This window comes from Bacillus pretiosus, from assembly GCF_052947655.1.
In genome coordinates this window covers 2064827-2078115 of sequence record NZ_CM129593.1, presented here as the reverse complement: position 1 = coordinate 2078115, position 13289 = coordinate 2064827, and the positions used below count along the sequence as shown (strand labels likewise).

Genomic DNA, 13289 nt, shown 5'->3' with positions numbered 1-13289 from the left:
TTACATTTAATTGGAGTGGATAATATGTCTTTTCAAATTCGTGAAGCTACGATAGACGATATAGATGCACTTTGTTCTTTAACAACAGAATTAAAAGGTTCCTCTATTTCGTATGAAGATATGAACAACCGATTGCAATTCGTACAAATGAGTCCCTTTGATTTTTTATATGTTTATGAGGAAGAAGAAACCATATGTGGATTACTTGGGTTTCGTATTCGTGAAAATTTAGAAGATGTAACTCGTTATGGGGAAATTTCAATTATTAGCGTTGATTCTACAATACGACGAAAAGGCATTGGGCAAGTATTAATGGATTATGCTGAGCAATTAGCAAAGACACATAATTGTATAGGCACATGGCTAGTCAGTGGAACAAAAAGATTAGAAGCACATCCTTTTTACAAAAAATTAGGATATGAAGTGAATGGATATCGATTTGTGAAACATTTTTAAACTACTTATAAATGGAAAGGACTATAACTATGACAAACATCGAAGCTATTTTTATTGATCGTGACGGTACAATTGGTGGTGACACTACAATACATTATCCAGGCTCTTTTACATTATTTCCTTTCACAAAAGCAGCTCTGCAAAAACTAAAAGCCCAAAATATAAAAATTTTCTCTTTCACAAATCAACCAGGTATCGCAGATGGGATAGCAACTGTAGCTGATTTTGCACAAGAATTAGAAGACTTCGGTTTTGATGATATATACGTATGTCCTCATAAACACGGTGATGGTTGTGAATGCCGTAAACCAGGTACAGGTATGCTGCTGCAAGCAGCTGAAAAACATGGGCTTGATTTAAAAAAATGCGCTGTAATTGGTGATCGCTGGACTGATATCGTTGCAGGCGCAACAGTACATGCGACAACGATATTAGTTCGAACAGGCGCTGGATATGATGCTTTACATACGTACCGAGACAAATGGGCACATATTGAACCAAACTACATTGCAGAAAACTTTGAAGATGCTACAAATTGGATTTTAAATCAACAATAATACAAATTAAAAGAGACGTTTTCACAATGAAAACGTCTCTTTTAATCTTATATTTTTTTAAAACGTTAATTCATAATGGAAATAACGATTATCTCTCAAATAACCATTTTCAGCATATAATCGCTGTGCTGATAAATTATCAATCTCCGTTTGTAATTTTACACCTTTTGCACCATTTTCTAATGCAAATTCTTTAGCAGCTTCTAATAATTTTTTACCTGTTCCTGCTCCGCGCTTAGTTGCTTGTACAAATAAATCATTTAAAATCCATAATTCTTTCATCGAAATGGAAGAAAATGATGGATATAATTGTGTGAAGCCAATATATTCGCCGTCTTCAACTGCCACAAAAATAACGGATTCTTTTCTCTCGATCCGACTTCGCAAAAATACTTTTGCTCCTTCTAAATCGGAATCTTGTCTATAAAACATACGATAGTTATTAAAAACTGATGCTAGTCCATCTAAATCTGCAATTGTTGCCTCATATATTCTCATTTTACTCCATTCCCCTTCCAATACTGTCTCATTATATCCGTTGCCCATTTAGGCTGTACAATTTCTTCTTTCGGCATAAACTCTTTCATTATCGGCTTTATATCCAATATAGGTGTGCCATCAATAGCATCTAACCCCTCAACAATAATTGATTTACCCTCTCTTTTGATCACCTTTACAATTGTTGCTCCTATGCGATTCGGACGATTTTTCCCGCGCTGTGCAAAAATGCCTACTTTAGGATAATCATTATTATTTCTAGGATGTCTAGCAAAATATTGAATTTGTTCATCAGTTACTTTATGAAAATAAAAAACAACTTCAATATGAGAAAAATCTTCAATCCCTTGTATACTTTCCTCAGTATATATTTCAGTTAAAGTAATATAGGATCTTACTTCTCCCCACTCATCATCTTTTATTTCCTTTCTTTCATTATGTACAAATGCGATTGGTTGAACTGAAAACATACGCATTCCCCCTTAAATGTAACCACTTACATTATAAAGTATTTTCAGAATGTTTTCCACAAACGCGAACTAGGTTACATAATATAATTATGATCTATTTCGTAAAGCGAAATTAACTGCTTCAACTGCATGTATATAAGTTGTGTCGAATATCGGAACTGATACGTCTTCCTGCTTTATTAATAATCCTATTTCTGTACAACCTAATATAATTCCTTGGGCCCCTTCTTGTACTAGCTCTTCTATAACTCTTTTATAATACTCTCTAGATTGAGATGTTATCTTTCCTAAACATAATTCTGTATATATTACTTCGTTTATCTTTTCTCTATCCTTTTCTGATGGAACCATTACTTTTATACGATTCTCTTCTATGCGTAATTTATAAAAGTCTTGCTCCATTGTATATTTAGTTCCAAGCAAACCAACCCTTTGAATATCTTTCCTTTTAATTTCTTTCGCAGTTGCATCAGCGATATGTAAGACTGGAATATGAATATTCTCCTTTATTTTCTCAACTACTTTATGCATTGTATTTGTGCAAATAATTATAAAATCTGCTCCTCCCCTCTGTAACGAATATGCCGCATTTCCTAATATTTCTCCTGCTCCATTCCAATCTCCGTTAGACTGGAATCGTTCAATCTCTTCAAAGTCCACACTATTAATCATACATTTTGCTGAATGTAATCCTCCCAATCTCTCTTTTATTTCTTCATTTATGATTCGATAATATTCAGAAGTTGATTCCCAACTCATACCACCAATTAAACCTATTGTTTTCATTACACAACACCCACCTTATACTGTTTTTTAAAACTAATCACAACATTTTATTATGTATATTATACACAATAAAACAAGACTTTACGTTTATAATATAAAGTCTTGTTTTAACTATTTCCAAGGAAATTTTATAAGAATATTCTGAAATTATTTTTTTGATGTTTTTATAAAATCTTCATATTGATAATGAAAACATTCTCGATACAACTGTTTAATTTCATCATATGATGGCACACGTGGATTATTTGCTGGACTTCCACTTTCAATTGCATCTGATGCCATTTTAGAAATAGCTGTTTCAAATTCAACTTCACCAATTCCGTATTCTTTTAAATTTGGAATACGAAGATCAAAACAAAGTTTTTTTATTTCCCTCAGCGTGTAGTCGGCTACTTCTTCATCACAATAGGAATACAAATCTTTATTTAAACAACGTCCAATATCCGCTAGTCTTTTTACTGCACTAATTTTTGTATATTGTAAAACTGTAGGTAATAGTATTGCATTCGATATACCATGTGGTACATGAAATAACGCTCCTACCGGCCTTGACATTCCATGAACTAACGTAACAGATGCATTGGAAAATGCGATTCCAGCTTGTAAGGAAGCAATCATCATCGCTTCTCTTGCCTCCATATTCTCTCCATCCTCATATGCAATACGTAAATATTTCATAATACTTTCAATAGCGGAAAGTGCAAGTACATCGGTAAGTGATTGTGAAACTTTAGAAATATATGCTTCGACTGCATGACATAATGCATCTATCCCTGTTGCTGCTGTAATATGAGGTGGTACCGAACGCGTTAATATTGGGTCAATAATCGCTACTTGCGGTGTGAAATTTGGATGCTTCATCATCATTTTTACATCTGTTCGTTTATTCGTAATTACTGCTACACTTGTTACTTCCGATCCAGTACCAGAAGTTGTTGGGATTGCAATTAGTGGTAGCGGATCGTTGTCTATTTCCATATCTTTTTGGACATAATCTTCCACTTCTCCACCATTTGTATATAACACCGCAACTGCTTTCGCTGCATCAATACAACTTCCACCACCAATACCAATAATAAAATCACACTTTCCTTCTTTACAAAGTGTTAACGCTTCTAACACGTGTATATTTGTAGGCTCAGCATTTACTTTATTATATGTACTAACAGTAATACCTTTCGTATTTAATTGTTGTATACACCTCTCAACATATCCTAAATTCTCCATAATTGTATCCGTAACTATAAACGCTCTTTTCCCCAACTTCTTAGATTGTTCCCCCAGCTTTTCAAGCGAATTTCTTCCATATAATACGGACTTCGGCATACGAAACTCAGCAACTTCTTGCAAGTACTCCACCCCTTCTTACCCTAATTAATGTTTTAGTTTATAAAATATCGACTTAATAAATTCCTGTTGCAGTATAGAATGCAATTACTAAAAATACGGCAACCGTTTTCAAAACTGTAATGGCAAAAATATCTTTATATGACTGTTTATGTGTTAAACCTGTTACTGTAAGAATAGTAATAATAGCTCCGTTATGTGGTAATGTATCCATTCCTCCCGATGCCATTGACACGATACGGTGCATTACTTCTAATGGAATATCAAATTGATTGGCCGCTGCAATAAACTTATCTCCCATCGCACTTAAAACAATTCCCATCCCTCCTGATGCAGAGCCTGTAATTCCAGCTAAAATATTCGTCGTTACAGCTCCATTCACTAGAGGATTTGTGAATGTGGCAGAAATGCCGTCTCTCATAATCGCGAAACCTGGAAGTGCTGCGATGACACCACCGAATCCAAACTCAGCACCTGTATTCATCGTTGCAAGTAACGCTCCACCAATACTTGTATTCAATCCAGCTTGAAATCCTGTTACTACTCGTTTCCAATATAATAATAACGTTGTTACAATACCTATAATAAGTGCTAATTCTACTGACCAGATTCCAACTACTGCACTTAATTCTACTTTTCCAAATGCTTTCATACCAATTTCAGAAAAATCAAAACCATTCGGATACCACTTCGGTATCATAATAGTAAAAACTTTATTCATTACACCTACTAAAATAAGTGGTATAAAAGCAATCACTTGCTGAACTCTTGTAATTTCAATGCTTTTCAGTAATGGCATATCTTTTTGTTCTACTTGCAAAGAAGCTGCCATTTCAGTATCTCCATCGTTAAAACCAAAATACCCTTCTCCTGCCGCCTTCGCCTTCTTACGTCTACTCTCTAAATATAGTAATCCTAACGTCAGTACAAAAATTGCCCCTACAATACCCAGTATCGGTGCAGCATAAATGTCCGTTTTAAAAAATGTTGTAGGTATTACGTTTTGAATTTGTGGTGATCCAGGTAGCGCATCCATCGTAAACGTGACCGCTCCAAGTACAATCGTTCCAGGGATTAAACGCTTCGGAATATTCGCTTGTCGAAACAGCTTAGCTGCGAACGGATATACAGCAAACACTACTACGTACACACTAACGCCACTATACGTTAAAATAGCACCCATTAATACAATCGCTAAAATCGTACGTTTTTCACCAACTAACTCTATAATTGTCTTTGCAATCGAGTCTGCAATTCCTGACATTTCTACTACTTTCCCAAATATTGCCCCAAGTAAAAATACAGGGAAATATAGTTTAATAAACCCTACCATTTTCTCCATAAAGATATTCGAAAAGAAAGGTAATACAAAACTAGGCTCTGTCAAAAATACGGCAAATAATGCAAATATCGGTGCAAATAAAATAACAGAAAACCCTCTATATGCTACAAACATAAGTAAACTAAGTGCTAATAATATAATAACTAGCTCCAATCATACTCCTCCTTTAAACTGAAAATTCAAAATTTTATTGATAAACTTCTACTAATCTTTTATTTCTGACATCCCTCCTCTTATTCATACAAATTTTTCATGCTAAAAATGTCTAATTATAAGTATTCGATTACATATGAAAAATCCCTTTAAACATAAAGTGAAACTTTAATCAGTGGGGGTTTTGTTCATCCCCCACTGATTATTAGTTGAACCAATCGGACGTTTACGGACAGTTGATCCCCACCTAACTTCTTTGCTCCAACTGAATTTTGAGGTGGGAGTTTTACTGTCCGTTAACGCGGGATAAACGAATTCATCGTCATACGTTATAAAGGGATTGCTAGTCTCTATATTTACTGCTTTATCAAACTATTGTCTACACAAAAATGATGTAGTTCTTTTACATCATTTACTATATGAGTTGCACCAACTTCAGTCAATTCTGTTTTACTACCATAACCGTATAAAACGCCGATTGAAGCAATTTCATTATTATTCGCACCGATTATATCGTGCTTTCTATCTCCAATCATAACAATTTCTTCTTTATTTAGGCCTTCATTTGTTTGTAAAATATGAGCAATGATTTCTTCTTTTTTTATTCTCGTACCATCTAAATTACTTCCAATTATACCTTCGAAATAATTCGTTAGTTGGAAATGATCTAGTACTTGTTTTGCAAATACAGTAGGTTTTGAAGTTGCTATAAATAAACGATTTCTGGTATCTTTTAATTGTTTTAAAAGATTTGGAATACCATCGTATACCTTATTTTCTAACAATCCACGCTGCTTTAAATATTCTCTGAAATAAAAAACAGCGCGTTCTACTTCTCCTTCATTCATATTGTATCTCTCTATGAATGATTGCTGGATGGGTGGACCAATAAATGAATCTAACTCGCTTACATGTAATTCTTCAATTCCAACCTTTTTTAATGCATATAATACTGAATTTATAATTCCTTCTTTCGGATCCGTCAATGTTCCATCTAGGTCAAATAGAAATGTTATGTACAAATTTAATCCCCCGCTCCTATTTACTTTACATATTATATAGAAGGCTTTTTCATGCCTACCTTTTACTATACTACCATTATTTATCTTTTCGGAAATTTCTTCTTCTATGTCACATACGTTCAGTTACAAAATGTAATAGATATGATAAAGTAAAAAAGTTACAATTAACTAAATAGAAACTGGTGAACTAAATGTCAATTACCTTAATATTTATTCTGGCTTTCACAATTATTATCCACGCAGTCGAAACAAGTTCTTATAGTATTCGATTAGCCGGTGTTCGTTTAAAAAAGATTGTCGTTGCCTTATCCGTCGTAGGGATGGTACTGCTTATTTCAAGAACATCTAACTTACTACAAGCCTTTTTAATTGGCGGGATTGTCGATGAAGCAAAACTAGATTCTTCTATTGATTTAGAGCATATTATACGGCTCGTTCTATTATCTGCCTCTGTCGGTACACTGCTTGCGATTATTCTGTATCCAACTTTGACAAAACTATTTGGATATGTCATTCGAAACTTTGAAACAGACGGTTCTTTCATTCGAATGATGAAAACAAATAACATTCAAAAATTAAAGTATACAAAAAAATATGTACGATTTCCAAAATTAGAAATGATTCATAGACTACGTATTGGTGGTATTCCAAAACGTATTATGCTTATTAACATGTTTGCTACTGCAATTTATACAGCTGGTGTTCTTTCAGCCCTTTACGCTTCTTTTTTAAATCCAGATTATGCAACAAATGCAAGTACAGCTTCTGGACTTGTGAATGGTTTCGCTACTATTTTATTAACAGTGTTACTTGATCCACGTATTGCACTTTTAACAGAACGTGCTTTACAATCAGAAAATGGCGTTGAATCTATGAGTAAAATGTATGGTTGGCTAATGATATCTAGACTTCTCGGTACGTTATTAGCACAGCTACTATTTGTACCAGGTGCTTACTGGATTTTATGGATTATTGAACTGATGCATTAATTTACTAGAAAGGTAGATTTATCAATGAATATAAAAACAGAGCAAGATATAATTCGCTTAATAGAAAACGACGAATGGATGATGGATATATTAAAAATGGCAAAATCACTAGAGCTACCAGATTGGTGGATTTGCGCCGGATTTGTTCGCTCTAAAATTTGGGATACTTTACATGACTACGAAATACGAACGGCTACACCAGATATTGATGTCATTTATTTTGATCAATTACATACAGATGAGGTATATGAGCAATCACTAGAGAAAGCACTGGTAAATATGGATGCTTCTATACCTTGGTCGGTAAAAAATCAAGCTCGTATGCATGTAGTGAATAATATGCCACCGTATTCTTCTTCTGTTGATGCTATTTCTAAATTTCCTGAAACAGCAACTGCTTTAGGAGTTACACTTGATGAATTAAACAACGTCATATTAACGGCCCCATGCGGTATTGAAGATGTACTTTCCTTACAAGTGAGGCCAACAGCTCATTTTCTTGAAACAAAAGAGCGATTACATATGTACAACACTAGAGTTAATAAAAAGAAATGGCAAAACATATGGCCTAACATTGCAATCACTTATCCTAAAATCTAAAAAAGGAGCTTCTCATTATACGAAGCTCCCTTTCTATTTTATTTCAAAAACTGAATGACTATTTCCGCAAATCGATCTGCTTCTTCATAATGCGGTGTATGACCACTCTCTTCGAATACAATACAATCCCCATTTTGAGCATCTTTATTAAATATTTCAATTTGTTTTTCACACGTTACTGCATCATGTTTTCCTACAATTAATAACATTGGATTTTGTATATCTTTTATTTTTTGTAATAATGAAGTATGAACTGCTCCTTCTATTTTTAATCTATCAAAATGAATTTTGGAGCGATTTGAAAATACTTCCCACTCTTCATCACTATACAAACTCTCGTCTGTCACATCTTCCTTATAATTATAAATCTCCATTCTATTTTCTTCTAATTCATTGCTTAGTCTTATATAAGCTTCTAACAACTCTTCGGAACTAGCATTGCTAGATGAATAAGCAAGAGACTCTTCTGCTACTACTTCTTTTCCATACTTTTTTAATAAATACCCTGTCTTTTGTAACAAAGCTCTACTTGTTAATGCAAAATCGAAAGTTGGCGCTTCAAATATGATTTTCTCAATTGAACTTGGATATATCGACGCATATAACAATGCTAAATATCCACCGAAAGAATGTCCAATGACAGACCATTTCTCAATTTGTAATACTTTTTTAGTTCCTCACAGTCTTCAATCAAATCATTTAATCCAAAAGCTTCGTCCTCAGTAATTTCTTCTGAGCGACAAACACCTCTTTGATCTATCATTATTACATATAAAGAATCTTTTAAACGTTCCGCTTGATGAAATGAAAAATCATAGCAACTTTCTCCTGGTCCACCATGCAAGTATAGGACTGGTTTATTTTTAGGATTTCCATGCGTTTCAACGTATAGTTTTTTCCCTCTAATATTCATATATTTTCCTACTTCTATCAAATTCGCTTTTATGACCATCACCTTCTTTTTTTTACTGAATATTATAACATTTAATTTTAAATAATCCCTATTACATTTAAAAAGACGATGATTATTGCAAGTGGTGCTATAAATCGAAGTAAAAACGCCCAACAAATAAATACTTTCTTTCCATAATTTCCACCTACAAAAAACTCTGCTTCTAGTACCTTCTTTTCCATTTTGAATGAAACGAAAATACTAATAAATAGTGCACCAAGTGGCATTAGTATATTACTAGATAAGAAGTCTACTGCATCAAAAATATTCTTTCCGAAAATCGTAATATCACTCCATACTCCAAATGATAACGCGGATGGTATACCTACTAAGAAAATGCCGAAACCGATTATCCATGATAATTTCGTTCTTTTTTCTTGTTCACCATTTGCTAATGCTGAAACAACTGTCTCTAGTAGAGAAAATGCCGATGTTAATGTTGCAAATGTAAATAGTGCAAGAAATACTGTTAAGAACAACCCACCGAATGGAATTTGACTAAATACAGATGGTAATACGATAAATAGTAATCCAGGTCCTTCTGTCGGCTCCATTCCTAATGAAAATACGGCCGGAAAGATAGCAAGACCTGCAAATAATGAAACAAATAAATTCAATCCAACAATTGTAACTGCTGATTTTGGTAAACTTTCTTTTTTATTTAAATACGAGCTATAGGTAACCATAATCGAAATCCCGATACTAATCGCAAAAAATGATTGTCCCATCGCGAATAAAATACTTTCTGAAGTAATCTTTGAAAAATCTGGTTGTAAGAAAAACTTCACACCTTGTATTGCATTTTCAAGTGTTAATGAACGAATAATAAGAGCAACAAATAAAACAAACAATGCTGGCAACATATATTTACTTGCTTTTTCAATTCCATTTTGTACACCCTTTGATACAACCCAAATCGTAATGAACATAAAAGCGAAATGTCCCATAATCGCCCAAGCGGGATTTCCAATTGTTTCAGTAAATAACGCTCCATAATTTTGTCCCGGAGTAATAAGTTGTCCCGTTACTCCTCTGAATAAATAAATTAACACCCATCCACCTACAACACTATAAAACGAAAGTAGTATAAAACATGTTCCAACGCCAAGGCGTCCAATCCAGTGCCATCCTGTATTAGGTGCGATACTTTTAAATGCTCCAACTGCTTGTTTCTGTGTACTGCGCCCAATCATAAATTCAGCTATAAGTAGTGGTAGTCCAATTAATACAGTAAATAATATAAAGATTAAAAAGAATGCCCCTCCCCCACTCTTCCCAGCGATATAAGGAAACTTCCATATTGCGCCAAGTCCAATTGCTGATCCTGCTGCAGCCATTATAAAACCTAATTTCGAAGTCCATTGCTCCGTCTGTTTCATCTTATTTTCCTCCTAGTCAAATTACTTTATATAAATAATTAAATTTTGTAAACCAATCCGAATAAACCCTCCATTTCTATTTCCATAAAATAAAAAAATGGCTCAACGTCTCTATATAAAGAGACGCTAAGCCATTTACTTAACGCGGTACCACCCTTATTGATTCCATTATGAATCCACCTTAGTAGTAATCGTTTGATTACAAACCTAATATCGAAGGTTAACCGTTAAGATTTACTAAGAATGTGATTCCGTTCCACCTTACTGCTCCTAGGCGAGTTCAGGATGTCATTTGACTATGTCGCACCAACCCATAGCTCTCTGTACAAATACATGACCTTACTACTCCTATTCAACACATTTTAATATTTAGAATATATTTTCTTTTGAAATTAATATGAAGTATATCGGTTATATTAGTAACTGTCAAGCTATATATTAAAATTTAATAAGAAATCCTTTTTTATTATCCTTCGTCATCAGTACCTTCTTCTTGATCATCGTCATCTTGTTGTTGTGATGACTCCTTTTGTTGAATAGCGTTATTTACCGTTGTAGTAGACATAACTCCACCTCTTATTATATGTATTCTTACATCACCCGTTAAAACGTACTTTACGATGATTTCAAAAAATAATACCACCCTTTATGTTTGCCTCTACTATCGTCATACACTGTACATAGCCATTACAATCTATAAAAATTTAACAATTATTGCACTTATAAAATTATTATTCTCTTTTAAACTTTCACGTTACAACACAAAAAAGCACTTGTTGCCTTTCATAGACAATCAAGTGCTTTAAGTTCATATGTTTTTTAAGTAACATTAAATTTGTAAGTTTTATAGTAACAATATGACACCTTTTACATGTCATGACAACTACTACATTAAAACTTACGAGTTTGTACGAGTTCGTTTATTTCATATACATTCCATGTGTTTTATATTCGTCGCCCAATAAAATGTCATCTCGCCTAAGCTCGTACTTCTTTTTCTATTCTATCATTGTATACAGTACTCTATGATGATACAACTATCATGAGCTTTTTACTCTTATTTAATCAGCTAATATAATCAATCCTTTATAAATATCACTATTCTGCTGAAGGATTATAATCAACCTCTTCATTTTTTAGTCCTTCTATTACTTTATTTATTCTTCTCGATAAGTCTTTTATTTCTTCTAAAGTTAATTCATCTCCTGCTTCTTGTGGATTAAACATGCTTAATCTCTTTGTTATACCTTCAATGCGCCCAACAAAAACTTTCTCATGGCCGATTGCAATTTCTCCAATAGCAGTATCAACAATAACATCTTCTATCTTACCTAAGTTATCAAATTCACCCGCTAGTTTTGCTATAGCATACCTATATCCCCTGTCTTCATCTAACAACTCTTCATATGTCTCCTGAATCGCATCAAATAATTCATTATACTCCCAGTCTTTCATCAGTCTTCCCCTCCAAAAAAATTAAATTTAAGGAATAATTCTATTACCATTGTTGTGTATGACTTCTAATTCAATATTTTTATATTTAGTAGCAAACTCTGCTATGACTTTACTGCAACTGTCGCAAATATCCAATTCTGTAAATAACTTAATTTTTCCAGTAGCTTGTGTATTCTCTCCAAGCCTAGAAGCAATATCATTTAGTATTTTATACTCCGTATCTGTATTCCTTAAATAACTCTCTCCCTCTTTACCAACTGCTTCTGTAGCTTTAAACATTGGATTTTCAGGTTGTAAAGAAATATCAGGCACCTTATGCTCAAGATTTCCTTTGAGTTCATTTATGCTACTTTGAGCATAAAATTCAGATTTACTTATCCCACTGACATCCACTTCTGCAACAGCAAAATTACCAGATTTCTTATACCTACTTGTTAAATTCCCTCTTATTTCTTTCACTCTATCAATTATATGTGCTTCTGTTACTGAATCTATTTGTCTCGTTGGATACACTTTTCCCGTACCCTTATTTAAAACCAAAAGCGATAATTGGGTTACCAATTATCGCTTACTAAGTCAAACCATTTGATGTACTATAAAGTAACAAGTATTTTATTATCTATGATAGTTCTAAAATTGGTGTAATTCCTCATCATGTTATTACCATATGCACTAACTGCTTCATTACCATACACCATACTTTCATAGTTATCTTTAAATTCTTTTTTTATTGACTCTTCCAAACTGTCATAGTATCTTTTGATAGCTTCCTCTGCCAATTCACGTGACCCGTGCTTTAATATAAAATTAATATCTACCATATAACCCTTTTGAGGATAAAAACCCCTTTCAACAACCTCTTTTACAAAGTTGTTCAAATCATTCGTGCACCTTTCTACAATTGGCATAAATACACTATTTAACCAATTGATGAATTCGTTAACTGTCCGCTCCCACTCTTCCTCATTTGCTATGTTCCAATATAACTGATTGCTTGGTAGATTGTACTGACGTGTATTAATATGAAATATTTTATCTTTAGATTTTAAAGGAAGAATTGCGCATTCACCATAAAATACTACATTTTTATCAGATATATTATTCCAACTTGTATAAAAGGATACCTTATAAATGAAATTTTTATCTTTTTTACTCATCCAATGACCCGACTTAGAATATTTCCAACCATTATCTAAATACTTTTCAGATATTAGATTACATACGCGCTCAAATGCTTTATTCGCTTTCATATTACATCTCCAATTCAAACTACCTAAGATTCA

The 13289-nt window shown here is 33.3% G+C and carries 14 protein-coding genes, 2 pseudogenes and 1 other annotated feature; of the genes and pseudogenes, 4 read left to right on the top strand and 12 right to left on the bottom strand.

Going from position 1 to position 13289, the window contains the following annotated elements; translation table 11 throughout:
* Positions 1-24: 24 nt before the first annotated feature.
* Together ACU8YW_RS10745 and ACU8YW_RS10740 are read left to right on the top strand one after the other, a co-directional pair.
* Complete coding sequence (locus tag ACU8YW_RS10745; RefSeq protein WP_088063244.1) at positions 25-456, top strand: GNAT family N-acetyltransferase; 432 nt, start codon at positions 25-27, stop codon at positions 454-456.
* 29 nt (positions 457-485) lie between these two features.
* Entirely contained in the window at positions 486-1013 is a 528-nt protein-coding gene (locus ACU8YW_RS10740) for an HAD-IIIA family hydrolase (protein WP_060488621.1), read from the top strand.
* 57 nt (positions 1014-1070) lie between these two features.
* Here ACU8YW_RS10740 and ACU8YW_RS10735 read toward each other — a convergent pair whose 3' ends face one another.
* The 6 genes from ACU8YW_RS10735 to ACU8YW_RS10710 form a co-directional block, all read right to left on the bottom strand.
* Positions 1071-1511 carry a GNAT family N-acetyltransferase gene (locus ACU8YW_RS10735; protein WP_048540883.1) on the bottom strand — a complete coding sequence of 147 codons (441 nt, stop codon included), beginning with the start codon at positions 1509-1511 and terminating at the stop codon, positions 1071-1073.
* Positions 1508-1981, bottom strand: a complete 474-nt coding sequence (locus tag ACU8YW_RS10730; RefSeq protein WP_087982557.1) for an SAM-dependent methyltransferase — start codon at positions 1979-1981, stop codon at positions 1508-1510. The genes ACU8YW_RS10735 and ACU8YW_RS10730 overlap by 4 nt, the downstream gene beginning before the upstream one ends.
* An 87-nt stretch (positions 1982-2068) precedes the next feature.
* Positions 2069-2767 (bottom strand): aspartate/glutamate racemase family protein, encoded by a 699-nt coding sequence (locus ACU8YW_RS10725; RefSeq protein ID WP_098649408.1) that lies wholly within the window; start codon positions 2765-2767, stop codon positions 2069-2071.
* A 147-nt stretch (positions 2768-2914) separates the two neighbouring features.
* On the bottom strand, positions 2915-4117 hold the full coding sequence (eutG, locus tag ACU8YW_RS10720) for an alcohol dehydrogenase EutG (RefSeq protein WP_088063241.1): 1203 nt from the start codon (positions 4115-4117) through the stop codon (positions 2915-2917).
* A 52-nt stretch (positions 4118-4169) separates the two neighbouring features.
* Positions 4170-5609, bottom strand: a complete 1440-nt coding sequence (locus tag ACU8YW_RS10715; RefSeq protein WP_088609122.1) for a GntP family permease — start codon at positions 5607-5609, stop codon at positions 4170-4172.
* Between the two features lie 356 nt (positions 5610-5965).
* Entirely contained in the window at positions 5966-6631 is a 666-nt protein-coding gene (locus ACU8YW_RS10710; RefSeq protein WP_088063240.1) for an HAD family hydrolase, read from the bottom strand.
* Positions 6632-6822: 191 nt separating this feature from the next.
* Between ACU8YW_RS10710 and ACU8YW_RS10705 the strand changes: the two genes are divergently transcribed.
* Together ACU8YW_RS10705 and ACU8YW_RS10700 are read left to right on the top strand one after the other, a co-directional pair.
* Positions 6823-7620: a lipid II flippase Amj family protein gene (locus ACU8YW_RS10705; RefSeq protein ID WP_087982567.1), complete on the top strand. Its 798-nt coding sequence runs from the start codon at positions 6823-6825 to the stop codon at positions 7618-7620.
* Positions 7621-7644: 24 nt separating this feature from the next.
* Complete coding sequence (locus ACU8YW_RS10700) at positions 7645-8220, top strand: nucleotidyltransferase family protein (protein WP_088609119.1); 576 nt, start codon at positions 7645-7647, stop codon at positions 8218-8220.
* Between the two features lie 38 nt (positions 8221-8258).
* Here the strand turns inward: ACU8YW_RS10700 and ACU8YW_RS10695 are convergent.
* From ACU8YW_RS10695 to ACU8YW_RS10670, 6 genes and pseudogenes are all read right to left on the bottom strand, one after another.
* Positions 8259-9133 (bottom strand): annotated as a pseudogene (locus tag ACU8YW_RS10695) (alpha/beta fold hydrolase).
* 77 nt (positions 9134-9210) lie between these two features.
* On the bottom strand, positions 9211-10551 hold the full coding sequence (locus tag ACU8YW_RS10690) for a sodium-dependent transporter (RefSeq protein WP_098133705.1): 1341 nt from the start codon (positions 10549-10551) through the stop codon (positions 9211-9213).
* 116 nt (positions 10552-10667) lie between these two features.
* Positions 10668-10916: a binding site (T-box leader), on the bottom strand.
* 101 nt (positions 10917-11017) lie between these two features.
* Positions 11018-11158, bottom strand: a pseudogene (locus tag ACU8YW_RS10685) (PepSY domain-containing protein); the annotation flags it as partial.
* Positions 11159-11649: 491 nt separating this feature from the next.
* A complete protein-coding gene (locus tag ACU8YW_RS10680) occupies positions 11650-12006 on the bottom strand; it encodes an Imm3 family immunity protein (protein ID WP_098133704.1) in 357 nt (118 codons plus the stop codon).
* Between the two features lie 27 nt (positions 12007-12033).
* Positions 12034-12519, bottom strand: a complete 486-nt coding sequence (locus ACU8YW_RS10675; protein ID WP_141499179.1) for a deaminase domain-containing protein — start codon at positions 12517-12519, stop codon at positions 12034-12036.
* Positions 12520-12599: 80 nt separating this feature from the next.
* Positions 12600-13256, bottom strand: a complete 657-nt coding sequence (locus tag ACU8YW_RS10670) for a hypothetical protein (RefSeq protein WP_097889502.1) — start codon at positions 13254-13256, stop codon at positions 12600-12602.
* Positions 13257-13289 lie beyond the last annotated feature (33 nt).

What these genes read in the sequence shown, in the direction of transcription:
- ACU8YW_RS10745 (WP_088063244.1), top strand. Translation starts at nt 25, where the DNA reads ATGTCTTTTCAAATTCGTGAAGCTACGATAGACGATATAGATGCACTT.
- ACU8YW_RS10740 (WP_060488621.1), top strand. Translation starts at nt 486, where the DNA reads ATGACAAACATCGAAGCTATTTTTATTGATCGTGACGGTACAATTGGT.
- ACU8YW_RS10735 (WP_048540883.1), bottom strand. Translation starts at nt 1,511, where the DNA reads ATGAGAATATATGAGGCAACAATTGCAGATTTAGATGGACTAGCATCA.
- ACU8YW_RS10730 (WP_087982557.1), bottom strand. Translation starts at nt 1,981, where the DNA reads ATGTTTTCAGTTCAACCAATCGCATTTGTACATAATGAAAGAAAGGAA.
- ACU8YW_RS10725 (WP_098649408.1), bottom strand. Translation starts at nt 2,767, where the DNA reads ATGAAAACAATAGGTTTAATTGGTGGTATGAGTTGGGAATCAACTTCT.
- ACU8YW_RS10705 (WP_087982567.1), top strand. Translation starts at nt 6,823, where the DNA reads ATGTCAATTACCTTAATATTTATTCTGGCTTTCACAATTATTATCCAC.
- ACU8YW_RS10700 (WP_088609119.1), top strand. Translation starts at nt 7,645, where the DNA reads ATGAATATAAAAACAGAGCAAGATATAATTCGCTTAATAGAAAACGAC.
- ACU8YW_RS10690 (WP_098133705.1), bottom strand. Translation starts at nt 10,551, where the DNA reads ATGAAACAGACGGAGCAATGGACTTCGAAATTAGGTTTTATAATGGCT.
- ACU8YW_RS10680 (WP_098133704.1), bottom strand. Translation starts at nt 12,006, where the DNA reads ATGAAAGACTGGGAGTATAATGAATTATTTGATGCGATTCAGGAGACA.
- ACU8YW_RS10670 (WP_097889502.1), bottom strand. Translation starts at nt 13,256, where the DNA reads ATGAAAGCGAATAAAGCATTTGAGCGCGTATGTAATCTAATATCTGAA.